Origin of the sequence: Deinococcus marmoris, assembly GCF_001949125.1 — a bacterium.
Taxonomy (GTDB): Bacteria; Deinococcota; Deinococci; order Deinococcales; family Deinococcaceae; genus Deinococcus; species Deinococcus marmoris_A.
This window is the reverse complement of sequence record NZ_MSTI01000065.1, coordinates 1-22898: the sequence shown is the minus strand read 5'-3', so window position 1 is coordinate 22898 and position 22898 is coordinate 1. Positions and strand designations below refer to the sequence as shown.

The following is a 22898-nucleotide window of genomic DNA, read 5'->3' as shown; positions in this document are numbered from 1 at the left end:
GCTGAAGGTCTAAGAGTCTAAAGGTCTGAGGGTCCAAGGGTTTTTTATCGGCGTTTACGGGGGTCCCAGCACAGTCGGTTCCGCCAGCAACTGCGACAGCGGCAGCGGCGCGAGTGGGGCGCGGACGCCGCCGAAGCGCCAGCCATACAGCGTTTCTGTGACGGGACCACACACCCGGCCCTGGCACGCGCCCATGCCGCAGCGGGTCTGGAGCTTGGCGGCGGTCCAGTTCGTGAAGCCCTGCAAATCGCCGTGGCGAACGTCCTCGCAGCGGCAGACGATGGTGTGGGGTGATGGGATGGGCAGGCGGTCCGGGCGCAGGGCGAACGAGCGTTCTAGGACGGTTTGAAAGCGGCGCTGGATCTCGGCCCGGCGGGGGGCATCGTGCAGGCGATTAATCTGACCGCTGGCGGCGCACCCGGCCACGAAGCCTTCCAGCAAGGCCCCGTCCACGCCGCCGATGCCGCAGACTTCTCCAGCAGCGTAAATGCCTGAGACGCCCGTGGCCTGCCAGACGTTGACATCAACCGCGCCCTGAGCATCAAGAGAGCAGCCCAGCAGCGCCGCCACGCGGGTTTCCGGCATCAGGCCGAAGCCCACGGCCAGATAGTCGCAAGCCAGCGTAACTTCACGTCGTCCACGCCGCAGGGTCACGGTCTGGAGCTGATCCTGCCCGCTGGCCCGCACCACGGCGCAGTCGGCCCAGTACGGCACGCCTCGCAACCCGGCGGCGAGTTCCAGCGCCTCAGTCGCCTTGCCGGGAAGCCGAGCCGCCGTCACGCCGAACGCGGCCACACCCGGCAAACCCGCCTGCTCCGCCACCGCCAGCACCCGCGCCCCTTTCTGGCGCAGACCCGCCGCCACCGCCAGCAGCAATGGCCCGGACCCGGCCACCACCACGCGTTTGCCGCGCACGTCCAATCCGCCCTTGCTCATGGCCTGCAAGCCGCCTGCACCAACGACTCCGGGTAGGGTCCAGCCGTCAAAGGGGAGAAACCGCTCGGTGGCCCCGGTGCAGAGGATCACGCGGGCGGCGTGAACATGCGTCAGACCTGCCGGGGAGGTCACAGTCAGGACGTGGGGCTTTCCAGCCTCCGCCGCAATCACTTCTGCGCCGCTCAGCACGGTGATTCCAGGGTGAGAGGCCACATCTCGCAGCAAGTCGCCCGCCGCCCCCTTCTGCCCCGCTGCCGCGCCGCGCCAGATCTGGCCGCCTGCTGTCGGCTGGGCGTCCAGCAGCAGCACCCGCAAGCCGCCCTGGGCGGCAGTCAGCGCAGCCATCAATCCGGCGGGACCAGCGCCCACCACCACAGCGTCCCAGAGATCAGACTTCACGGTTCACTATCCCCAAACGCTGCACGCTCTGACCGTCATGCACGGGGGTCAGACAGGTCCGCACCGTCAATCCGTCCACCACCGCCCGGCATTCGGAGCAACTGCCCATGCCACACAGCGCCCCGCGTGCCTCGCCGCTCAGGCTGCGGCGCAGCGGCGACAGTCCTGCGTTCTGGAGGGCGGCCAGTACGGTGGTTCCAGCCGGAACCGTGACCCGCACGCCTTCCAGCGTCAGCACCGCCAGCGTCCGCTCAGGCATGGGCTACTTCCGGCAGGCGGTCAAAGCGGGCGGGGGTAAAGTCGTGGGCCAGCAATTCGGACGGCACTCCGAACACCTGCGCCGCCAGCAGTTCCGCCGTTCCCAGCGCCGTGGTGATGCCCAGTCCCTCATGCCCGGTGGCAAGGAAAACGCCGTCCAGATGCGGATGCGGCCCAACCAGCGGCAAATGGTCTGGGGAGGCACAACGCTGCCCGGTCCAGATTCTCAGAGCGGAGATGTTCTCCAGAGCGGGCAGAAATTCGGCGGCGCGGCGCAGCATTCGCCTCAGCAACGGCCAGTCTATTTCGCGGTCCGGCTGCTCAAACTGGCGGCTGGAACCGATCAGCAGTTGCCCGGTGGGGCGCGGCTGGACGTTAAAAGCCACGCTGTCCTCGTCGTTTCCGTGGGCGCTTTTCAGGTAACCCAGTTCCACGAGTTGGTGGTGGACATGAATGGGGCCGCGCTCGGTGATCAGCAGGTGGCCTTTGCGCTGACGCAGCGGCAAGCCGGGCAGCAGCGACACCGCCCCGATGCCGTTTGCCACCACCACGACATCGGCGCGCAGCATTTCGCCACTTTCCAGCCGCACGCCGCCGTCTCTCAGTTCCGCCACCGCCTCACGCCGCACAGTGGCCCCCGCACGCTCCAGCAGAAACTGGGCCACCACCGGGGCGTACACGACGCTGTCGCCGGGAACACGCAAGGCTCCGGCCAGTCCGGGGCGCAGGTTTGGTTCGGCGCGGGCCAGTTCGGCGGCGTCCAGCAGGGTGGCCTCGCGGCCCGCTGCCAGATAAGCCCGCCGTTTGGGTTCCACCGCCGCCAGTTCTTCCTCGTCGCTTGCCACCCAGAGCGTGCCGCAGCCGTGGTAGTCGGCCTGGGACGGCAGGGCGGGGGCCAGCGCCTCCCACAATTCCAGGCTGCGGGCGGTCAGGGCCAGTTGCGCGGGGCTGTCGTCCATGACCACCAGATGACCCATGCCCGCCGCCGTCGCGCCGCCGCCCACCGGACCCGGCTCCAGTACAGTCACCCGCGCAGCCTGCCCATTCAAAGCACTGTGCCGCGCCAGAGCGTCCGCACAGGCCGCACCCACCAGACCGCCGCCGATCACGATGGCCTTCATGCCGTTTCTGGCTCTGGCCGGATGCCCCAGGCGAAGGGATCGCCGTCCTGCACGATCAACTCGCCCTGCATGGTGATGAACGCCTGCCCAGTGATGACGGGACGCACCTGATCGCCCTCCAGCGAGTACACGCCTTCAAATACGCTGCCGATCACGCTTTCCTGCCGCCAGACCTGCCCCGGCTGCAACTGGCCGTCTGCCGCAAGACAGGCCAGTTTGGCGCTGGTTCCCGTGCCACACGGGCTGCGGTCATACGCGCCGCCGGGACACATCACAAAATTGCGGTTGACGCCGCCCGCATGGCTGAACAGTTCAATGTGGTCAATTTCCGCGCCATCTTCTCCAGTGATCTCCGCATCGGACAGCGCCTGACGAATCCGCAGCGTTTCGTCGCCCAGCCCGGCAACATCCTCAAGGCTAAGAACCCGCTCCCCCACATCCACCAGAAAGAACCAGTTGCCGCCCCAGGCCACATCTCCCCTGATTTCGCCCAGCCCTTCCACATTCACGGACACGTTTTGAAGGTGGCGATACGCGGGAACGTTCGCCACGCTGACGCGGCCATCGTCGTGCAGGGTGGCCGTGACCACGCCCACGGGAGTGTCAATCCGATGATCGCCGGGGCCGATGCGCCCCAGGTAGGCCAGGGTGGACACCAGCCCCATCGTGCCGTGGCCGCACATGCCCAGCGGCCCGGCGTTGTTGAAGTAGATGACGCCTGCCACGCAGTCCGGCTGTTTCGGTGGCAGCAGCAGCGCACTGACCAGCACGTCGTTGCCGCGCGGCTCCAGATTGACCAGGGTGCGCCAGCGGTCAAAGTCGCGGCCCAGGGCTTCTCGCTGCTGCGCCAGCGTTTCGCCCGGCAATTCTGGAAAGCCGTCCAGCACCACGCGCGTCGGCTCGCCCGCCGAGTGCGAATCCACAAAGGAGAGGCAGTGCGTGACCCTGGGGATGGACGGGGCGACGGGGGACATGCCTCACGTTACGCCAGATCGGGGCGGATTGTCTTGGATATCCTGGGCAGCCAGCCTGCCGAATTCGGCACAATAGGGCGTGTCGCCTTTTCCCCTGCATCCCATCTCTCAGAACCCGCTTCAGGACTTACCGGAGGCCGTCCAGCGGCTAGGGCTGGACGCACTGCTGGAGGTGCTGAACTACCTGCCAGACACCGTGGCTTTCGTGAAAGATGCACAGGGGCGCTACCTGTACGCCAACCGCACGCTGCTGGAACGGCTGGGGCGTTCGAGTGTGGCGGGCTTGCAGGCCAGCGAGGTCTTTCCGCCGACGCTGGGGGCCGCCTACACCCGGCAGGACGCGGCGGTGCTGGCGGGCAAGAACCTGACCGAGCATCTGGAACTGCATCTGTATTCCGGCGGCGCGGCAGGCTGGTGCCTGACCACCAAACGGCGGCTGGGTCATGGAGCGGCCCCCGCCGGACTGCTGGGCCTGTCGCGCGATCTGCACCTGCCACGCCACGATTCTGGGCTGGGGTCCGGGCTGGCCGCCGCCACCGCCCGGATAGAAAGCGAGTTCGCCGCGCCCCCCACCGTGCCGGAACTGGCCCGCAGCGCCCGCCTGAGCGTGACCACCTTCGAGCGGCAGATCCGGCGCGTGTACGGCCTGACCCCCACGCAACTGCTGACCCGCACGCGCATCGAGGCCGCCACCCGCCTGCTGGCCCAGACCGAACTCTCGGTGGCGCAGATTGCCGTGGACTGCGGGTACTTTGACCACAGCGCCTTTGCCCGCGCGTTTAAGGGTGCGGTAGGGCTGACGCCCAGTGGGTATCGGGCCTTTGCCGGGGGCGAGGCACTCAGGCGGTGAGAGCCGTGTCAGACGCCGGTTCCTAAACTCTGGAATCATGATCATCAAAGAGCTGGAAGTGCAGACCCACACTGATCCGCTGCGCCGCGCCGGGTACGAGGCCGAGCGGCAGATGGCGCACTATCTGAAACGGGCTTATGGCGAGGACCCATACAAATTTGTCTTGAACAATCTGCGGGTGGAGCGCCGGGGCGAGGTGGCCCAGGTCGATCATCTGGTCGTGCTGCGCTTTGGCCTGCTGGTGGTGGAAAGCAAGAGCGTGGCCGGGCAGCTCAGCGTGAACGAGCAGGGCGAATGGACCCGCTGGTGGAACCGCCAGGGCCGGGGCATGCCGTCGCCCGTCCTTCAGGGGCGCAGACAGCTTGATCTGCTGTGCGCCCTGCTGGACGATCACACCACCGAACTGCTGGACCGGGGGCTGTTCGGATTGAAGCAGCGCACCTTTACCCCCATGCGCCGCGATGTGCTGGTGGCCGTGTCGGATGGTGGGCGAATCACCCGCAAGACGGAAGTGCCGGAAGTGGTCAAGGCCGATCAGGTGCCGGAGCGGGTGCAGCAGATCATCAGGGAGATGCAGGGACGCCTGACCTCATTCAGCTTCAGCGACGCCGAGATGACCCGCATCGTGGCTTTTCTTCGCAACCGGCACGTTGCCAGCCGTGACGCTCATGCAGATGCGCCGGAACAGGCACCCGCCCATCCCCAACCGCCGAGCATTCGCCCTTCAGCCCCCAGAGGACTGGCGGGCGTGGTCTCCCCACCCCACAGCCTACCCGTGGCCGCGCCTGCCCTGCCCGAACCAGCCCAGACGCCCAACTGCCGCCAGTGCCACTCCGACAAACTCTCTATCCAGTACGGCAAATACGGCTATTACTTCAAGTGCGCGGCCTGTGACGCCAACACCCCGGCCAAGCCCGTCTGCCCCACCTGCTCTCAATCCGCCCGCCTGAGCAAGAGCGGGGCGCAGTTCACGGCGGCGTGTGCGGGCGGGCACCAGTGGCGCTACTGGACGAACGGCTGATTACCCTTCTTTCAGGGCGGTCTGACGCTCCGGCTGCGCGCCGCTGCGGGCCGCCTGCCTGCGCCGGACGAACCATACGGCAGCGGCGATCAGCAGCCCTGCCAGGATGATCTTGGAGGCCGGGGCCATGTACTCGCCCACCTTCTCGTAATGGTCCCCCAGCAGGTAGCCCGCGCCGGTCAGCAGGGCGCCCCACAGCGCCGAGCCGATGGCGCTGTACAGCACGAAGGTGGGCAGTGCCATGCCGCTCATGCCCGCCGGGAGGCTCAGCAAGCTGCGGATGCCGGGGACCATGCGCCCGAACAGCACCGCTTTCGGGCCGTGTCTGTCAAACCACGCGTCGGCTTTGCGGACGTCCTTGCCGCGCAGGCCCAGCCATCTGCCGTGTCTGTCAGCCCACTCCACCAGCCGTTCCTCGCTGAAGACCCGCCCGACGTAATACAGCGGCAGGGTGCCGATCACGCTGCCCAGCGTCGCGGCCAGCACCACACCCACGAAGCTGAGGTCACCGCGCGAGGCCGCGAAGCCCGCCGAGGGCAGGATCAGCTCGCTGGGAATCGGCGGGAACACGTTCTCCAGCACCATCAGCAGCACGATGCCCAGATAACCCAGGCTGTCCATCAGATTCTGAATCCAGTCCACCATCTGCCCGGCAGACTAGCGGCAGAGGGTCAGTGGCGCGTCAGCCGAAAGTCGGGGGCCAGCGCTGGCCTGGATGGGCCTAACCCTCAGATACGGGCGGGCAGCTTTTCCAGATACTTGAAAGGCAGGCTCAGCGCGCTCTCGCCCTGGCGAAAAGCCGCCAGATAGCCGCTGACGGTGCCGCCCGAACGTTCGACGATACGGGCCAGCGTCTGGGCGGTGCCGCCGCTGGAAATCACGTCCTGCACGATGGCCACTTTCTTGCCGTTCAGACGTGCGGCGTGCGGGCTGTCCAGCCAGAAGGTCTCGGCCACGCCCAGGGTCATGCTGGGGGCGTCCTGAATGATCGGGTCCTGCATGTAGGGGCGGCGCTTTTTTCGCACGCACTCGTAGGGCAGGCCGCTCAGGTGGCTCAGCTCGTGGGCCAGCGGCAGGGCGTTGGTCACCACGGTGAGCAGCACCTCGGTGCCGGGCGGGATCATGACCACCATTTCCTCGGCCACCGCCTTGGTAAATTCGCTGTCGCCGATAAATTCCACCAGCGGCACGCGGCCCATGCCGCCCGCCCGCGCGCTGGGCAGGGTGCGTGTCACGCCGCCGATCTTCACCGTCACTTCCTGTCTGGCCTGGGTCATGGCCCCAGCTTAGCCCGTCAGCCTCGACTGGTCACTCGGACGGAAACAGCGGCAGGTGGCCCAGCGCCGTGACCTCTTCGCGCTCCTCGCCCTCGGTAAAGACGGCCAGCACGGCGGCCACCTCGCCGCCCACCTCGTCGATGATCTGGCGCAGCGAGTGCAGGGTGCCGCCGCTGGATACCACGTCGTCCACGATGGCCACCTTGCGGCCCCGGACCTTGGGCACGTCGAAACCGTCCAGCACCAGCAACTGCGGAATGCCGGTGGTGATGCTGACCACCTCGCGCGCCACCGGGTCCACCATGTACGGCTTCTGGGTCTTGCGGATCACGATGTACGGCTTGCCCGTCTCGCGGCTGATGACATGCGCCAGCGACAGCGCCTTGACCTCCGGCGTGACCAGCACGTCAATGTCTGCGGGCAGCAACTTCGCCAGTTCTTTGCCGGCGGCCTCGGTGACCTCGGTGTCGCCCAGCATGTTGAACAGCGCCACATGGACGCCGGGGGCGACCTCCACGATGGGCAGTTCACGGGTCACGTCCCCGACCTGTACGGTGTGCGTCTTCACGGGACCGAGTGTAATGCCCGCAGGCCCCCGCAGGTCCAGACGCCACAGATCAGACGCCACAGGTCCAGACGAGCGGCACCGTCGCCGCCACAACTCCAACCGGCTGCACGAATTGCTGATGAACCGCACGCCCGGCAGCGAGAGCCTGGGCTAGAAGGTGGACTGGCCGGATGCAGCGCCTGTCTTCGTGGTCACACCAGCCACCCAACTGGCACAGAATTTCGCCCCGTCTAGTTCACCCGGCACCAGTTGACTTGTTTTATCATCAATAAAAGATTACCTTTTTGATCGATGATGACCTCGCCCCCCGTCCGCGCCCCTTTCACGCCTGCCCAGACGGACCTGAGTGCGCTGAAATTCAACCAGTACAGCGTGATCGGTGTGACGCTAGTGGCCCTGATTTCCGGCCTGAGCGTGCTGACGCTGCTGCTGGGCACGGCCATGTTGCTGGGGGCCGTGCGCCCGGACCTCTCGCCGCTGCGGGCAGCCTACCGAATGTTCGGGCGGCGGCTGGGGCTGCGCCCTGAAGTCGTCGAGGAAGACCCCCGCGCCCACCACTTCGCGCAGGGCGTGGGCGGCGTGTTTCTGCTGGCCTCCGGCCTGAGCGGGCTGGCCGGATTGCCGCTGCTGGGCCTGGGCCTGGGCCTGATGGTCATCGCCCTGGCGGGCCTGAACCTGAGCCAGAAAATCTGTGTGGGTTGCCTGATGTACTTCCAGTACCGCCGCCTGCGCTACGCCGTCCTGAGCCGCTAAAACCCCTAAAGCCTCCAGCTTTTCTCAGCCCGGACTTCACCGCCGAAGTCCGTCCCCGCCGTCGTGCCCAGTTCACCCTCTCTCCACCGCCGAGGTCTCCCCATGTCCGACATCGAAACCCTGAAAAAAGAGCTGCCGCCCTTCCAGATCTTTGACCTGATCCCGCAGTACGCCGCCGCCGGAGCGATTGACCCGGAGAAAGTCGATCTGCTGAAGTGGGCCGGGGTCTACCCGCAGCGCCCACAGGAGGACGGCTTCCTGATGATGCGCGTCAAGGTGCCCACCGCCGAGCTGAGTGCGGGCGCCCTGCGCGTGGTAGCTGGCATTGCCGAGGACTACGGGCGCGGATTGCTGGACGTGACGGACCGGCAGGCGTTCCAGTTTCACTGGCTGCGGATTCAGGACATTCCTGCGATTCTGGACCGGCTGGACACCGTGGGCCTGCACACGCGCGGGGCCTGCGGCGACACCGTGCGCGCCGTGATCGCCTCGCCGCTGGCCGGGCTGGACGCCCGCGAACGTATTGACGTGCGCCCGCTGGCCCTGGCGATGGAAGGCACCCTGAGCGGCAACACCGATTTTGAAGACCTGCCCCGCAAATTCAAGATCAGCCTGACGGGCACCCCGGAGCTGGAAGGCATCCATCTGGTCAACGACATCGGCTTTCTGGCCCATACGGTTGAGGGCGAGGTGGGTTTCGACGTGTGGGTGGGCGGCGGCCTGGGCGCGGTGGCGCACCTGTCCAAACGGCTGGGTGTCTTTGTCCGCCCCGATGAAGTGGTGGAGGTGGGCCGCGCGATTGCTGGGGCGTACCGCGATCACGGCTACCGCCTGAACCGCAAGAAGGCCCGCCTGAAGTACCTGATCAAGGACCTGGGCGTGGAGAAGTTCCGCGAGATCGTGGAGACCGAGTACCTGGGCCGCCCGTTGCGCGACGGCCCCTCTGCCCCGGTGGCCCGCTTCGGCGGCAGCGACGTGCTGGGCGTCAACCCGCAGCACGACGGTCTGAATTACGTGGTTCTGACCACCACTGTGGGGCGCATCGATCCGGCCAAAGCGCGGGCGCTGGCGGACCTGAGCGAGCGCTACGGCAAGGGCGTAGTCCGCACCACCGCCTTCCAGAACATGATGATTCCGCACGTAAAGACAGAAGACGTGGACGCGCTGGTGACCGAGCTGGAACGGCTGGACCTCGCGCCCAAAGCGACGCTGCGCGGAACCACCATTGCTTGCACCGGCACGCAGTTCTGCCGACTGGCGCACACCGAGACCAAGGCGCGGGTGGCAGGCATGATCGACACGCTGGAGCCGCTGCACAGCGATCTGGACGTGCCGTTCGTGATCAACCTGACGGGCTGCTCCAACGCCTGCACGCGCTACCAGGTGGCCGATCTCGGGTTCATGGGTGCGCTGCGTGGAGAGGAAGAGGTCTACAACGTGCATCTGGCGGGCAGCATCGGGCAGGCGCAGCGGACGGGGGCCAAGCTCAAGGGCATCGTTCCCGCCGTCCGTCTGACCGAGTACACCGACAAGGTGCTGAGCGACTTCAAGGCCAACAAGTCTGAGGGCGAGAGCTTCGTGGAATATGCAGACCGCCGGGGCAACGAACACTTCCTGCCGGATACCGTGCTGGCCGAGCAGAACGCCGGATTGAATGAGCGCGAACTGGTGGGCGCATGACCGCCACGCTGGAGCGCACGCTCTACGCTGAAGAAGTGAAGACGGGGCGCGTGGTCTGGTTCACTGGCCTCAGCGGGGCGGGGAAAAGTACGCTGGCCGCCGCGCTGCACACCGAACTGGCGGCACGCGGGGTGGCGGTGGAACTGCTGGACGGCGACGCCGTGCGCGAGAACCTGAGCAAGGGCCTGGGCTTCTCGCGCGAGGACCGCGATACCAATGTTCGGCGCATCGCTTTCGTGGCGGGACTGCTGGCAAAACACGGCGTCACCGTGCTGGTCAGCGCCATCAGCCCCTACGCCGACACCCGCCGCGAGGTGCTGGCGGAATTGCCCAACACGCTGGAAGTGTTCGTGGATGCGCCGCTGGAAGTGGTCACGGCGCGGGATGTGAAGGGCCTGTATCTGAAAGCCATCGCGGGCGAGATCAAACACTTCACTGGGGTCAGCGATCCCTACGAGGCCCCCCAGACGCCGGACCTGCATCTGCGAACCGATGAGATCAGCGTGGAAGAAGGGTTGCGGAGGCTGTTGCAGGCGCTGGGGGAAGGATGACGGCGGGCGTGGGCAGGTTCGCCGCTGAGTTGCGCCCTCTGTCAGCCTCTTCCACAGGCGGGAAGACGTCAGAAACGCTCGCCCTGATCGACTGGGCCATCCAGACCCACCCCGATCTGCTGATGCCCAGCGCCTTTAACTTAAATGGCGTCGTCCTGATCGATCTGGCGGTGCGAGCGGGCTACCGGGGGCAGGTGGTGTTCGTGGACACCGGCTACCACTTCCCCGAAACCTTGCAGACACGTGACCGACTGGCGGCGCGGTATTCCGAGCTGGAATTCGTGACGCTGAACGCGGGCGCTTCGGCGCAGGACGGGCGCACCCCGCCGGAGCTGTACGCCGCCAATCCCGACGCCTGCTGCGCGGCCCGCAAAGTTGCGCCGCTTCAGGAGTATCTGCGGCGCAAGAATCCCTCTGCGTTGCTGAATGCCCGCAGCCGCGATCAGGCCGCCACCCGCGCCAAGATTCCGTCTGTCGAGGAAGGCAGCTCGCGAATCAAGATCAATCCGCTGGCCCAGTGGACGCGGCAGGAGCTGGAAGCCTACGCCGCCGAACACGATCTGCCCGTCAACCCGCTGTACGCCGATGGTTTCCTCTCGGTGGGCTGCTGGCCCTGCACCCGCGCCGTGCGCCCCGGCGAGGACGCCCGCGCCGGACGCTGGGCCGGACAGGGCAAGACCGAATGCGGGCTGTGGGCTGGCGACGGCAAGCTCTGATCCCTTTTTTTCGGCCAACAGTTGACCTCTTTCATCCACTTTCTGATCTGCCCAGGAGACCATCATGCCCACCCTGCCCTTCCCTGTCACCACCCTTCCCACGCCGCTGGGCGGTACGCTGGTCCATCAGGTGAACCGCGTTTCAGAAGCTGAACTCAAAGGTCTGCCCCGGCTGGAACTGTCGGAGCGCAGCGCCGCCGATCTGGAGTTGCTGGCGACGGGCGCGTACTCGCCGCTGACGGGTTTTCTGGGCGAGGCCGATTACCTGAACGTGGTGGAACACCTGCGCCTCGCGGACGGCACACCCTGGAGCCTGCCCATCACGCTGCCGGTGGGCCGCGCCGAGGCCCGTGACCTGCGGGGCCGCGTGGTCCTGACCCGCGACGGCACGGCGGTGGGCCTGATTGACGTTCAGGAGCAATTCGAGGCCCGCAAGCAGTGGGAGGCCCGCGAGGTCTACCGCACCGAGGAAGCCGCCCATCCCGGCGTGGCGGCGCTGTACGCGCAGGGCGAGATCAATCTGGCCGGACCGGTCACGCTGTTTGAAGTGCCGCGCGGCGCGTTTCCCCAGCACCACCGCACGCCCGCCGAGGTCCGCGCCGTCATCGAGGCGCGTGGCTGGCGCACCACGGTGGCCTTCCAGACCCGCAACCCGATCCACCGGGCACACGAATACCTGCATAAGGTGGCGCTGGAACTGGTGGACGGTCTGCTGCTGCACCCGCTGGTGGGCACCACCAAGAACGACGACGTGCCCGCCGACGTGCGCGTGGAAGCCTACGAGGTGCTGCTGGACCGCTATTACCCGCAGGCCCGCACCCTGCTGAGCGTTTACCCCGCCGCCATGCGTTACGCCGGGCCACGCGAGGCGATCACCCATGCGCTGTCGCGGCGCAACTACGGGGCCACGCATTTCATCGTCGGGCGCGATCATGCGGGCGTGGGCAGCTACTACGGCACCTACGACGCGCAGGACATCTTCAGCGCCTATTCCGCTGAGGAACTGGGCATCCGCATCCTGAAGTTTGAACACACCTTCTATTGCCAGTCCTGCGCCCAACTGGTCAGCCCCCGCACCTGCCCGCACGACGCGTCACATCACCTCGTTTTGAGTGGGACTAAAGTGCGCGAGAAACTGCGCGCGGGCGAGAACCTGCCGCCCGAATTCACGCGCCCGGAAGTGGCGGAAGTGTTGCGGCGGGCGTACCAGGGGTCCGGCGACTGAGGAAGATGGCGCGGGCCTGCGATATCGATGCGGGTCAGAGACCCACGTTGCGGTAAGTCTCGGGCACTGAAAGCGTGAGGCCCAGGCAGGGCAGCTCCACCGACTCGTCCACAGTTTCAAATTGCCAGCCTTCCGGCGTGCGGCGGTAGAAGATCACGCCGCGCGCCTCGCTGTCTACCGTCAGGTAGCCCTGCAAACCCTCGATGCGCTGGTAGTCGCTGACCTTGAAGGTCAGATCAATATTGCGCGTGCTGGCGCCGAGAATCTCGACGATCAGGCAGGGCTGCGTTTCCACGTCGCCCACCATGTTCGAGTTGCAGACCACCACGATCTCGGGAAGGTAATAACGGCGGTTGCCGTCGCGGACGACACGAACTTTGAGGTCACTCACGTAGCTCCAGCACGAACCGTCCAATGAAGATGCTGCGAACACCCTTTGAATATTGGTGGAGATGCGGTTGTGCGGCAAACTCGCGCCCGCCTGCGCATAGACGAAGCCGTCCACGTACTCCCAGCGCACCTTTTCCGGGCCGGAATGGTTCAGGTATTCCTCCTCGGTATAGGTGCGGTAAGCGGGTTCGGTCATAACTACAGTTTACCCGCGCCCCAGTCCAGGCGGCGCGGGTCAGAGGGGATGCTTATCGCTCAGTGATCCAGCATCTCTGCGCTCAAATCCTCTGGCCGCAGCGCTCCAGTCATCACCGAAACGGTGTCGGCCATGCTGATGTTCTTGGGATTCAGCACGGCGGCGCGTTTGCCCATGCGATGGACGTGGATGCGGTCTGCCACCTCGAAGACGTGCGGCATATTGTGGCTGATCAGGATCACGGGCAGGCCCTTGTCGCGCACCTTGCGGATCAGGTCCAGCACCATGTTGCCTTCCTTGACGCCCAGCGCCGCCGTCGGCTCGTCCATGATCACCACATGGCGCGCAAAGGCCGCACTGCGGGCCACCGCCACGCCCTGCCGCTGCCCACCCGACAGCGTTTCGACGGGCTGGGACATGCTCTTGATGGCGAATTGCAGGTCTGACATGTAGGCGGTGGCTTCCTCGAACATGCGTTTCTTGTCGATGATCTTCAGCAGGCGGGCGATGGGGCCAGGGCGCAGGATCTCGCGGCCCAGGAACAGGTTCTCAGCGATGGTCATGGCGGGAGCCACGGCCAGATCCTGATACACCGTCTCGATGCCCTGCTTTCGGGCGTCGATGGGGCTGCGGAACGATACGGGTTGGCCGTCCAGAAAAATCTCGCCCTCGTCGGGAACCACTGCGCCCGACAGTGCCTTGATCAGGCTGGATTTGCCCGCGCCGTTATCGCCGATCACGGCCAGAATCTCGCCCGCGCGCAACTGAAAGTCTGCCCCGTTGATGGCGGTCACGCTGCCGTAGCGCTTGATCAGCCCACGCGCCTCCATGACCAGCGGCTGAGCGGAAACGGAGGGTTGCAGGCCGGGCTGTTGATGCTGTGCGGCGGTCATATCAGGCCTTCCTTCTGGAGAATTGATCGGTGGCGACGGCCAGGATGATCAGGATGCCGGTGATCAGGACCTGATAGATGCTGTTGACGCCCGAGAGTGTGAGGCCCACCCGGAAAACGCCTACGATGACCGCGCCCAGCAGCGTTCCCATCACGTTGCCGCGCCCGCCGAACAGGCTGGTGCCGCCCAGCACAACGGCGGTGATGCTTTCCAGGTTCTCGGTCTGCCCGGCGTTGGGGTCGCCCGCACCGACACGCCCCACCAGAATCAAAGCGGCGACGCCGTACAGCAACCCGGCGGTGGCGTACACGCTGATCAGCAGACGGGTCGTGGCGATCCCGCTCAGGCGGGCGGCTTCGGGGTTGTTGCCCAGCGCGTAGAGGTGACGGCCCGGCGAGGTCTGGGTCAGGAAGAACCACGCCACGCTGAACAGAACGAGCATCAGCACCGCGCCGAAGGTAAAGGGCGTCCCCCCAATTTTGAAGGTACTGCCCAGGAAGTTCAGGGCATTGGGCAAGCCGCTGACCGTCTGCGAGTTGGAGTAGATCAGGGTGATGGCCTGCACGATGCCCAGCATCCCCAGTGTGGCAATAAACGGCGGCAACCGGAGGCGGGTGATCAGCAGGCCGTTCAGCGCCCCAATCGCAGTGGTCGCGGCCAGGCCGCACAGAATTGCCAGCGCGGGTGGCACGCCGTAGTCCACGGCAAATTTGGTCATCACGATGCTGCCCAGGGCCATGATGAACCCGCACGACAGGTCGATCCCAGCCGTCAGGATGATCAGCGTCTGCCCGATGGCGATCACGGCCACGAATGAGATCTGGCTCAGGACCAGCGAGAGGGTCTGGGAGGTGAGGAAACGGTCCGACTGCGTGGCAAAGAAGATGCAGGCCAGCAGCAGCGCGATCAGTGGCCCCAGCACGCTCAGGCTGGGGAGGACGAAGCCGCGCCGACCTTTTTCAGAAACGGGAGATGCAGTCATAAGGGTGTTCTCCTGGGATGGGAAGGCATAAAGCCACGGCGCACGGCGGCAGAGAGGCCGCGTGCCGTAGCCCGGAGAAGTTGGGAAATCAGGTCAGAGATCAGGTCAGAGAGAGTGACAGGTCAGGGTCGGCTCAACCTTACTTGCCCCAGCAGTTCGCCAGACCGAACTTGCCGTCCTGGCTCTTGACGCCGCTGACGGGCTTGTTGGTGATCAGGGTGACGCCGGTATCGGTGTAGCCGCTGACCTTCTTGCCAGTCTTGGCGTAGTTGACGCCTGCCGTGACGCCCATCGAGGCCATCTTGAGGGGGTACTGCTGGCTGGTTGCGCCGATGACGCCGGCCTCGACGTTGCGAATGCCCGCGCAGCCGCCGTCCACCGACACGATCAGCACGTCCTTCTCCTTGCCGATGGCCTTGAGGGCCTGATACGCCCCGGCGGCGGCGGGTTCGTTGATGGTGTAGACCAGATTGATGTCGGGATTCTTCTGGAGGCAGTTTTCCATCGCGGTCTGGCCCTTGGCCTGATCCCCGAAGGAGTCCTGCGCGCAGGCCACGCCCGCATTGATCTGCGCGGTGGTCTTGCTGGTCACGCCCTTCATGCCGAAGCCTTCCAGAAAGCCGTTGTGGCGCGCGATGCCCACGGGCTGCCCAGGGAACAGGTCGAGGGTGGCGATCACGGCCTTCTTGCTGCCCATCGTCTTCTTGGCCCACTGCCCGATCAGGATGCCCGCCTGATAGTTGTTGGTGGCGAACAGGCCGTCCACGGCGCTGGCGGGTTCGGTGGGGCTGTCCAGCGCGATGACCATCACGCCTGCGGCGCGGGCCTTGGCGATGGCAGGCACGATGGCCTTGGAATCGCTGGGCGTGATCAGGATGGTCTTGGCCCCGGCGGCCACCATGTTCTCAATGGCTGTGACCTGTCCGGCGTTGTCGCCGTCGGATTTGCCCGCGCCGGTCAGCAGCTTGGCCCCCAGCTTCTTGGCCTCCGCGCCCGCCCCTTCCTTCATCTTGACGAAAAAGGGATTGGTGTCGGTCTTGGTGATCAGGCCGATGACCGGCTGGCTGCTCTGGGCCAGTGCGGCGGTGACGGTGACGGCGGCGGTGGCAACGGCAGCAAAAACGAACTTGGCCTTCTTGATTTGAACTGAGCGCATGGTGGATCTCCTTTGTTGAATGGGGGCGAAGGAACCGGAGGGCGGACGTGAAGCGTTGCGAATCGGGCCGCGTCAGGAACGGTGCGGTGGCCCGGTGGAGTGGCGGATGATCAGTTCGGTGGACAGTTGCAGATGCGCTGGACGGCCTGCCCCGCGCAGCAGGCCAAAAAGCTGCTCGCAGGCGTGGACGCCCAGCTCGTAGGCGGGCTGCGCGATCACGGTCAGCGGCGGCAACATGGTCTGCGCCCAGCGCGAATCGTCGAAACCCACGATGGACAGGTCTTCTGGAATCCGCAGGCCCAGTTCGCGGGCGGCCAGGACCGCGCCCACGGTCATCTCGTTGTTGCCCACGAACAGGGCAGTGGGCCGCTGCCCGGCTGGCATGGACAGCAGTTCCGTGGCGGCGCGTGAGCCGTCGTCCTCGCGGTGCTGCCCGGAGCGCATCAGTTCTGGGCACGGCGACAGGCCCGCCGCTTTCAGGGCGTCGTGATAGCCCGCCTGACGCTCCACGGCGGTGCTGATGTCCTGCTGGCCCACGATCAGGCCGATCCGGCGGTGGCCCAGCCCGATCAGGTGGTCCGTGGCCGCCCGCGCGCCGCCGACATTGTCCACGGTCACGGTGCTGGCCTGCGGATTGCCGCTCACGCGGTCCAGTTCCACCACAGGCAAGTTCGGCAGGGTTTTCAGGTGTTCCCGCGTGCCGCTGGTAGGAACCACGATCAGGCCCTGTGGCAGGTGCCCGCGCAGGGTATCGATGGCCCGCGCCTCCTTTTCCGGCTGTTCGTCACTGTTGAACAGGAACGTCACGTAGCCCTGCTCCTCGGCGGTATCCTGTACGCCCTTGGCCAGCAGCGCGTGAAAGGGGTTCAGGATGTCGGCCACGATCAGGCCAATCGTGCGGGTCTCGCGCTGGCGCAGGCTGCGGGCCAGCACATTGGGCTGATACCCCAGTTGCTGCGCGGCCTTCATGACCCGTTTGCGTGTGCCGTCGGCCACCATCTCCGGGCGGCTCAGCGCGCGCGAGGCGGTGGCCGTGGAGACTTTGGCAAGGGCAGCGACATCCTGGATGCTCGACATAGCAAACGATTACACCTTTATGGGAACGAGGTAGATCAAATTGGCAGCTCCCTACGGCGGAAACTGATTGCAAACGATTACATTGAGATGCAGCCAGTGTGCGGTCTCCCAGAGCATTTGTCAAGCCCTTATTCTTCTTCTGCTTTCCGGGAACAGGGGTCTGGAGGCATGGACACCAGATGAACGCGGCAGTGTCCGTCGCCTACCGCCGCATCTCCCTTTGCCGGCACAAGGTTCAGGAGTCGTGCGGCAATTGACGCCGTCACCACCCCGGAACCCTGTGCAGCGGAAGTTTTACCCGTTGCCCAGAATGTTCAGCGCACCTTCGCCCGCAGCCACGCCGCCATGTCGTTCATCGGCCCGCGCGCCATCGGGGCAAAGTCGTCCAGCGTGAGGTCCTTCGCCGGGCCGAGGCTGTGGCCCAGCCCCGGATACAGCTTGAGGGTGTGATTGGTGTTGCCAGCGGCGGCCAGCGCGCTGTTCAACTGCCGGGTGCTGGCTGGATCGATGTTGCCGTCATTCTCGCCTTGCAAGATCAGCACCGGAATTTTGAGTGTGGGGGCCAGTTCACCCAGCGTGGGCAGCGTCGTGGCGGGCGCATACAGGGGCGACTGCGTGACGCTCTGGGCATAGAACGCCCGGACCATCGGCAATGCCTCGGCACGCAGATCGATCCCGCCGTCGCCGTTGGTGTCCAGCACGGCGGCAAGTTTAGGCACATCCGGGGTGCTGTCGCGGGCCAACAGGAATTGTCCCTGCGTTCTCGCCAGGGCCGAGCCGGGGCCATAGAGCGAGGCCACCACACCCTTCAGATTGATCTTGCCATCCGGGGCATAGGGTTTCAGGTAGGCCAGTCCCACCCGCTCGAACTGGCGGGTAAAGGCGTCGGCAAAGGAATTCACCACCGGCCCCTGCACGATCAGGCCCTGCGCGCCCACCGCCTGCGCCAGCGACGCCGCCACCACGCTGCCCTCGCTCCAGCCGTAGATGAACACCTGTTTCGCGTCAATGCCCGGCTGCTTTTTCGCCGTTTCCAGAGCCGTCCCCGCGTCGGCCAGCAGGTCTTTCATGGTCAGCTTGGCGTAACTTTCCTGCGCGGCCTGGGCGGTTTTCGGATCGAAGGTGGCTGCCGCGTACCTCTTGTCGAAACGCATCACCGCGAAGCCCTGCCGGACCAGCGTCTGCGCCAGCGTGCCCAGCGATCCCTGGACCCTGCCGCCGTAACTCTGGAAGCTGCCGTTCAGGTCCTCGGGGCCGGTGCCCTGCACGAGCAGCACCAGCGGGGCCGCCCCCTTCCCATCTGGGCGCAGCAGTTCGGCGTGGGTGGCCTGACCCCCAAAATCGAGGGTCAATGCCTGGGTGACCGGGCCGGGTTCGTTTCCTCCAGCAAAAGCGGAACCCAGGCTCAGGGCAGCAGACAGCAGCAGGCGTTTCATGCCTCCAGGCTAGGAGCTAGGCTGCTTGCCATGAAAGCCCAGCAGGGAAGCAGCCCGGCATACACCCTGATCACGGACCGGCGACAGGCAGAGGTGGTTACCAGCCGTGACGAATTGCGCCGCCTCGCGCCGTTCATGGGCCACGAGGCATGCATTTCGGAAGCCGCGCACCGACTGGGACTGGGAATCACGGCCACCTACAAAATCGTCGCGCGTTTCGTGGCGCTGGGTCTCCTGGAAGAAACCCGGCAGCAGCGGCGGGCGGGCCGGGCGATCCGGTATTACCGCGCCCCCGCGACATTCTTCGTGCCCTTCCATGTTCTGGGACTGGAGGAGATCGGCGAGCGCAACCGCCTGACGCAACTGCACCGCTTCGAGCGCAGCTTCGCGGCCTCGGTGCGGCACGGCTTTGCCCCGGACTGGGGGGCACTCACTGGCGCGCTGCCCTCGGGTGAGACGTACTACGAGATCGCCTCGCCGGACGGGCAGATCTGGGACCCGCTGGCAGACGACGCCACGCTGATCCTCTCCGGCTGGAACCTGATCCGCGCCACGCCGCAGGAGGCGCGTGCCCTCCAGCGCGGCCTGATGGCCCTGATCACGCCGTACCTGAACCGGGAAGGCGGCGAACAGTACCTGCTGGGCACCTTCCTGTGCCGCGATCACGCGGACCACCAGACGTAGAGGCTGCGTTCTGGGCGAAGTCCACCCCAGTGCGGCTGATTCTCAGTACGGCGGATTCCCACCCGGATTCGAGATCACCTCGGCAATCCCTCCCTCATCCAGCCGGGCGATGAATCCAGCGTCGTCGCGGTAGGCCATGCCACTGTCCATCGCCACACACAGCCTTTCAGCGTAGGGAATGGGCGCGCCTGCCCCCAGCGTCGGGCCGTGCAGGTATTCGTCGAGCAGCACGTAGACGGGGGTGTGTCCATGCGCCAGATGGTCCCCGCCAAATGTTTTCAGCATCCGGCGGGCTGCCTTCTCGCCGCCCCCCAGCGCGAAGGCGAAACGGTCTGCAAAGGTATTCAGAAACGCACCCCAGGCGTCGGCGTCTCGTTTGAGGATCAGGGCATGAACATGATCGTTGACCTCTGCGACGCTCTCGCCCAGGCGCAGGTACATCGGGCTGTCGGCATGGACCAGCAGCCAGGAATCGATCCGGGCCACCGCAGGCCGGGCTTCCAGCCATGCCAGATCGCCGGGGTCCAGCAGCGTCAGATCGCGCTCCTGACCGCCGTTGTTCTGCCAGTATTCGTGGAAACCCAGCGCGTCTTTGGGATCGCTGCGGCGGAACAGCAGCGCCGCCATGAACATGACCTCATGGTTGCCCAGCAGCGCCGTCACCGCGCCCCCGAATTCGGCGGCCTGCACTTCCAGGCTGCGGATCAGGCGGATGACCTCGATGCCCTTCGGCCCCCGGTCCACGTAATCGCCCAGAAAGACCAGATGCGCGTCCCCAGCCGTCCAGCCGCCATCGAAGTCGATCAGCCCCGCGCGCAGCAGCATGGCCCGCAACTTGCCATATGCGCCGTGAACGTCCCCGATGACCCACAGTTCCCTCAAGGCGTGGCCTCAGAGCAGGCTTGCAGGGTGGAAAAACAGGTAACTGTTATAGGGAAAACGGCCCTAGAAGGCGGCCAACAGCGCACCCCGGTAGCGTCTCCCGCAGTGGGTATCCCCATGAAATCACGGGTCAGAGACAGCGCCGCGCCCCAGCTTGGCACGTTGCCATCGGGAGACGTCTCTGGGTGGGCAGGACCGCTGAACACATTCAGAAGTGTAACGTTTCTAACGTCCAGACCCGGCTCCTCATTCAATTCCCGCCACTCTGCACGCCGCCCGTACCCTCTCGCAGGACAGAGACGATTCCCAGCCGATCAGTCTTCCCTTTCTCCGTCTTCCGGGGAGGGCAGGGTCCGCAGTCTGGTCATGCGCTCACTCAGATCGTCCTGGATGCGGCGCACATTGCCCTCCAGATTCGAGCGTGCGCCGTCCAGTTCGTGGCGCAGGCGCATGATTTCCTCGACGCCTGCCAGATTGACGCCCAGTTCCTGCGTGAGCCGCCGGATCTCGCGCAGATGTTCGATGTCGCGCTCGGAGTACAGGCGCGTCTTGCCGCTGCTGCGGCCTGGGCTGATCAGTTGCTTGCGCTCGTACAGGCGCAGCGTTTGCGGGTGCATATCCACCAGTTCGGCGGCGATGGAGATGACGTACACCGGGCGGTCCCGGGGATCGGTGCGCCCACCCTCGCTGCTGGGCAGCGCGAGGGCGCGGTCCCGCAACTCGTCCTCGATGCGCGTGATCTCGGCCTCGAATTCCCCCTGAAGGTCATCCAGCTCGTGCTGGAGGCGCATCACTTCCTCGACGCCTGCCAGATTGACGCCCAGTTCCTGGGTGAGCCGCCGGATCTCACGCAGGTGTTCGATGTCGCGCTCGGAATACAGGCGGGTTTTGCCAGTGCTGCGGCCCGGACGGATCAGGCCCTTGCGCTCATACAGGCGCAGCGTCTGCGGGTGCATGTCCACCAGTTCCGCCGCCACCGAGATCACGTACACCGGGCGATGTTTAGAGTCTGAGGCCATAAGTTAGCCTGAGTATACCCGAAGCAACCTTGATGAGAATGCAGTGCAGGGCGGAACGCGAAGGCGCTGCTCAGGCATCCGCGCCGTTCCGCAGCCTGTATAGGTTTCCTGGCCACGAGTCCATAGCCTTCCGGATTCGTCGGCTATGATTTCCCCAGGTCTACATTTTGTCAAAAGAAATTTTTACAAGACGCAAAAAAAGAACTATCGCAGCTTTAAGTTAGGAGATTTTCAGAAGTCTGCCACGCAATTTCTTTCCGTTCACCTCCGCCCTCATCGGTTCCACCTCAGCGCCACCACTTCAAGGAGTGTCATGACCCGTTCCAGCCACACCCTGCTCTGCACTGCCGCCCTGCTGCTTCTGACCGCTCCGCTGACCACACTGGCGCAGACCGCGCCCGCGACGCCAGCGGCCCCAGCTGCCGCACCTGCGCCCAAGCCCAACCTGCCCAATGTGGTGATCCTGGCGACGGGCGGCACCATCGCGTCCTCGGCAGCGTCCAATACCCAGGTGGTGAATTACTCGCTGAGCCAGACGGTCAACAACCTGATCAACGCCGTGCCAGAGGTCAACAACGTGGCGAACGTGACGGGTGAACAGGTCGCCAATACCGGCAGTCAGGACGTGACCCCGGAGATTTTGCTGACGCTGGCCAAACGTATCAATGTGCTGCTGGCCTCGCCCGACGTCAGCGGTGTGATCGTGACCCACGGGACCGATACGATGGAAGAAACCGCCTATTTCCTGAATCTGGTGGTCAAGAGCGATAAACCCGTGGTGGTCGTCGGCTCGATGCGTCCGTCATCGGCCCTCAGCGCCGACGGCCCGTTCAACCTGTACGAGGCGGTGCAACTCGCCGCCGATCCCAACGCCAGCGGCAAGGGCGTGATGGTGCTGCTCAATGACCGCATCGGCGCGGCGCGGTTTATCACCAAAACCAACACCACTGCCCTGGACACCTTCAAGTCGGCAGAGCAGGGGTATCTGGGGGCCTTTGTGGGCGGCAAGGCGTACTTCTACAACCAGCCTGCCCGTGTCCACACCAAAGATTCCGAATTTGACGTGACCAACCTGACCAGCCTGCCCCCGGTGGAAATCGTCTACGGCTACCAGAGCAACGGCGGCGCAATGTACGACGCCGCCGTCGCAGCGGGAGACCGGGGCATCGTTGTGGCGGGAACCGGGGACGGCACCATCTCGACGGCCTCCAAGCCCAGCATCGCTAGCGCCGTCGCCAAGGGCGTGGTCATCGCGCGCTCCACCCGCACGGGCAGCGGGACCGTGGCTCCCTCTCCAGACGATTTCAAGAACGGGTATGTCTCCACCGATTCGCTGAATCCGCAGAAGGCCCGAATCCTGCTGATGCTGGCACTGACCAAAACATCTGATCTGAACAAGATTCAGGACTACTTCAACCGGTATTGAGCGGCAGAGCTGACTGAACGGCCCCTTCCCCCTTCTGCGGGCGAGGGGCCGTTCAACATCAGGTCATCTGGCATCTCATATGGACTCCGATTGAAAAATGTTGGAAACACCTGGAAATACGAACGGGACTCGCAGAGCTGCGCCGCAGAGGAATAGCGTCCTCTCTGCGAGCTGTACCAGTCATGGGCGCTGCTCTGGACAAGGCAGTGAGCAGGAGAAAAACGGGTTCCGGCCCATCCGTTCCGTTCGCTCCAGCGCCTCCACTCCTCTCCGTCACCGTCTTTCCTTCTCCATTCAGTCGGGCTTCCCAGTTCTTTCACCACTGTGCAAGCGGAATCCTTATTTGGAAAAATACCCGGCCAGACCGCTAGGTAGAAGGCTGGAATCATGACCGACATGGGTTCTTCATGACCACGGTGCTGAGCAGG

24 protein-coding genes are annotated in these 22898 nt (G+C 65.3%); 9 read left to right on the top strand and 15 right to left on the bottom strand.

All coding sequences use genetic code 11. From position 1 onward, the window contains the following. Positions 1 to 54: 54 nt before the first annotated feature. From BOO71_RS09255 to BOO71_RS09240, 4 genes are read right to left on the bottom strand one after another with little or no spacing between them, the layout of a single operon-like run. Positions 55 to 1335 (bottom strand): FAD-dependent oxidoreductase, encoded by a 1281-nt coding sequence (locus BOO71_RS09255; RefSeq protein WP_075831647.1) that lies wholly within the window; start codon positions 1333 to 1335, stop codon positions 55 to 57. Then, complete coding sequence (locus BOO71_RS09250) at positions 1325 to 1594, bottom strand: (2Fe-2S)-binding protein (RefSeq protein ID WP_075831646.1); 270 nt, start codon at positions 1592 to 1594, stop codon at positions 1325 to 1327. Before BOO71_RS09250 ends, BOO71_RS09255 begins: the two co-directional genes overlap by 11 nt. Continuing rightward, positions 1587 to 2714: an NAD(P)/FAD-dependent oxidoreductase gene (locus tag BOO71_RS09245; RefSeq protein WP_075831645.1), complete on the bottom strand. Its 1128-nt coding sequence runs from the start codon at positions 2712 to 2714 to the stop codon at positions 1587 to 1589. The genes BOO71_RS09250 and BOO71_RS09245 overlap by 8 nt, the downstream gene beginning before the upstream one ends. After that, positions 2711 to 3688: a proline racemase family protein gene (locus tag BOO71_RS09240; protein ID WP_075831644.1), complete on the bottom strand. Its 978-nt coding sequence runs from the start codon at positions 3686 to 3688 to the stop codon at positions 2711 to 2713. The genes BOO71_RS09245 and BOO71_RS09240 overlap by 4 nt, the downstream gene beginning before the upstream one ends. A 79-nt stretch (positions 3689 to 3767) precedes the next feature. On the opposite strand from BOO71_RS09240, the gene BOO71_RS09235 reads away from it, so the two are divergent. Further along, a complete protein-coding gene (locus BOO71_RS09235; RefSeq protein ID WP_083653295.1) occupies positions 3768 to 4538 on the top strand; it encodes an AraC family transcriptional regulator in 771 nt (256 codons plus the stop codon). A gap of 37 nt (positions 4539 to 4575) precedes the next feature. Then, positions 4576 to 5559, top strand: coding sequence for a nuclease-related domain-containing protein (locus BOO71_RS09230; RefSeq protein ID WP_075831643.1), 984 nt, complete (start codon positions 4576 to 4578; stop codon positions 5557 to 5559). Here BOO71_RS09230 and BOO71_RS09225 read toward each other — a convergent pair whose 3' ends face one another. The 3 genes from BOO71_RS09225 to BOO71_RS09215 all read right to left on the bottom strand — a co-directional run bounded on the left by BOO71_RS09225 (position 5560) and on the right by BOO71_RS09215 (position 7404). Next, entirely contained in the window at positions 5560 to 6204 is a 645-nt protein-coding gene (locus tag BOO71_RS09225; RefSeq protein ID WP_075831642.1) for a DedA family protein, read from the bottom strand. Between the two features lie 83 nt (positions 6205 to 6287). Beyond that, positions 6288 to 6836, bottom strand: a complete 549-nt coding sequence (locus BOO71_RS09220; RefSeq protein WP_075831641.1) for an adenine phosphoribosyltransferase — start codon at positions 6834 to 6836, stop codon at positions 6288 to 6290. Between the two features lie 31 nt (positions 6837 to 6867). Beyond that, on the bottom strand, positions 6868 to 7404 hold the full coding sequence (locus tag BOO71_RS09215; protein ID WP_075831663.1) for a phosphoribosyltransferase family protein: 537 nt from the start codon (positions 7402 to 7404) through the stop codon (positions 6868 to 6870). A 294-nt stretch (positions 7405 to 7698) separates the two neighbouring features. On the opposite strand from BOO71_RS09215, the gene BOO71_RS09210 reads away from it, so the two are divergent. The 5 genes from BOO71_RS09210 to sat all read left to right on the top strand — a co-directional run bounded on the left by BOO71_RS09210 (position 7699) and on the right by sat (position 12329). Further along, positions 7699 to 8157, top strand: a complete 459-nt coding sequence (locus BOO71_RS09210; protein ID WP_254843100.1) for a DUF4395 domain-containing protein — start codon at positions 7699 to 7701, stop codon at positions 8155 to 8157. 102 nt (positions 8158 to 8259) lie between these two features. After that, a complete protein-coding gene (locus BOO71_RS09205) occupies positions 8260 to 9837 on the top strand; it encodes a nitrite/sulfite reductase (protein WP_075831639.1) in 1578 nt (525 codons plus the stop codon). Beyond that, positions 9834 to 10388 carry an adenylyl-sulfate kinase gene (cysC, locus tag BOO71_RS09200; protein WP_075831638.1) on the top strand — a complete coding sequence of 185 codons (555 nt, stop codon included), beginning with the start codon at positions 9834 to 9836 and terminating at the stop codon, positions 10386 to 10388. Before BOO71_RS09205 ends, cysC begins: the two co-directional genes overlap by 4 nt. Continuing rightward, positions 10385 to 11104: a phosphoadenylyl-sulfate reductase gene (locus tag BOO71_RS09195; protein ID WP_083653293.1), complete on the top strand. Its 720-nt coding sequence runs from the start codon at positions 10385 to 10387 to the stop codon at positions 11102 to 11104. Before cysC ends, BOO71_RS09195 begins: the two co-directional genes overlap by 4 nt. A gap of 64 nt (positions 11105 to 11168) precedes the next feature. Beyond that, positions 11169 to 12329: a sulfate adenylyltransferase gene (gene sat, locus BOO71_RS09190; RefSeq protein ID WP_075831637.1), complete on the top strand. Its 1161-nt coding sequence runs from the start codon at positions 11169 to 11171 to the stop codon at positions 12327 to 12329. A 34-nt stretch (positions 12330 to 12363) separates the two neighbouring features. Here sat and BOO71_RS09185 read toward each other — a convergent pair whose 3' ends face one another. The 6 genes from BOO71_RS09185 to BOO71_RS09160 all read right to left on the bottom strand — a co-directional run bounded on the left by BOO71_RS09185 (position 12364) and on the right by BOO71_RS09160 (position 18459). Further along, the gene (locus tag BOO71_RS09185) at positions 12364 to 12915 is read right to left on the bottom strand and encodes a Uma2 family endonuclease (RefSeq protein WP_075831636.1); all 552 of its coding nucleotides are present in this window, start codon (positions 12913 to 12915) and stop codon (positions 12364 to 12366) included. A 59-nt stretch (positions 12916 to 12974) separates the two neighbouring features. After that, on the bottom strand, positions 12975 to 13808 hold the full coding sequence (locus tag BOO71_RS09180) for an ATP-binding cassette domain-containing protein (RefSeq protein ID WP_075831635.1): 834 nt from the start codon (positions 13806 to 13808) through the stop codon (positions 12975 to 12977). A 1-nt stretch (position 13809) separates the two neighbouring features. After that, the gene (locus BOO71_RS09175) at positions 13810 to 14790 is read right to left on the bottom strand and encodes an ABC transporter permease (protein ID WP_075831634.1); all 981 of its coding nucleotides are present in this window, start codon (positions 14788 to 14790) and stop codon (positions 13810 to 13812) included. 139 nt (positions 14791 to 14929) lie between these two features. Continuing rightward, positions 14930 to 15946, bottom strand: coding sequence for a sugar ABC transporter substrate-binding protein (locus BOO71_RS09170; RefSeq protein WP_083653290.1), 1017 nt, complete (start codon positions 15944 to 15946; stop codon positions 14930 to 14932). A 72-nt stretch (positions 15947 to 16018) separates the two neighbouring features. Next, positions 16019 to 17023 carry a LacI family DNA-binding transcriptional regulator gene (locus BOO71_RS09165; RefSeq protein ID WP_075831633.1) on the bottom strand — a complete coding sequence of 335 codons (1005 nt, stop codon included), beginning with the start codon at positions 17021 to 17023 and terminating at the stop codon, positions 16019 to 16021. Between the two features lie 314 nt (positions 17024 to 17337). Then, positions 17338 to 18459: an alpha/beta hydrolase family protein gene (locus BOO71_RS09160; RefSeq protein ID WP_075831632.1), complete on the bottom strand. Its 1122-nt coding sequence runs from the start codon at positions 18457 to 18459 to the stop codon at positions 17338 to 17340. Between the two features lie 30 nt (positions 18460 to 18489). Here BOO71_RS09160 and BOO71_RS09155 point away from each other — a divergent pair, with 30 nt between their 5' ends. Continuing rightward, positions 18490 to 19143 carry a hypothetical protein gene (locus tag BOO71_RS09155; RefSeq protein ID WP_254843099.1) on the top strand — a complete coding sequence of 218 codons (654 nt, stop codon included), beginning with the start codon at positions 18490 to 18492 and terminating at the stop codon, positions 19141 to 19143. Between the two features lie 42 nt (positions 19144 to 19185). Here BOO71_RS09155 and BOO71_RS09150 read toward each other — a convergent pair whose 3' ends face one another. Continuing rightward, complete coding sequence (locus tag BOO71_RS09150) at positions 19186 to 20025, bottom strand: metallophosphoesterase (RefSeq protein ID WP_075831631.1); 840 nt, start codon at positions 20023 to 20025, stop codon at positions 19186 to 19188. A gap of 314 nt (positions 20026 to 20339) precedes the next feature. Beyond that, positions 20340 to 21044: a heat shock protein transcriptional repressor HspR, fused homodimer type gene (gene hspR / locus BOO71_RS09145; RefSeq protein WP_075831630.1), complete on the bottom strand. Its 705-nt coding sequence runs from the start codon at positions 21042 to 21044 to the stop codon at positions 20340 to 20342. Positions 21045 to 21357: 313 nt separating this feature from the next. Here hspR and BOO71_RS09140 point away from each other — a divergent pair, with 313 nt between their 5' ends. Next, complete coding sequence (locus tag BOO71_RS09140) at positions 21358 to 22470, top strand: asparaginase (protein WP_075831629.1); 1113 nt, start codon at positions 21358 to 21360, stop codon at positions 22468 to 22470. Positions 22471 to 22898 lie beyond the last annotated feature (428 nt).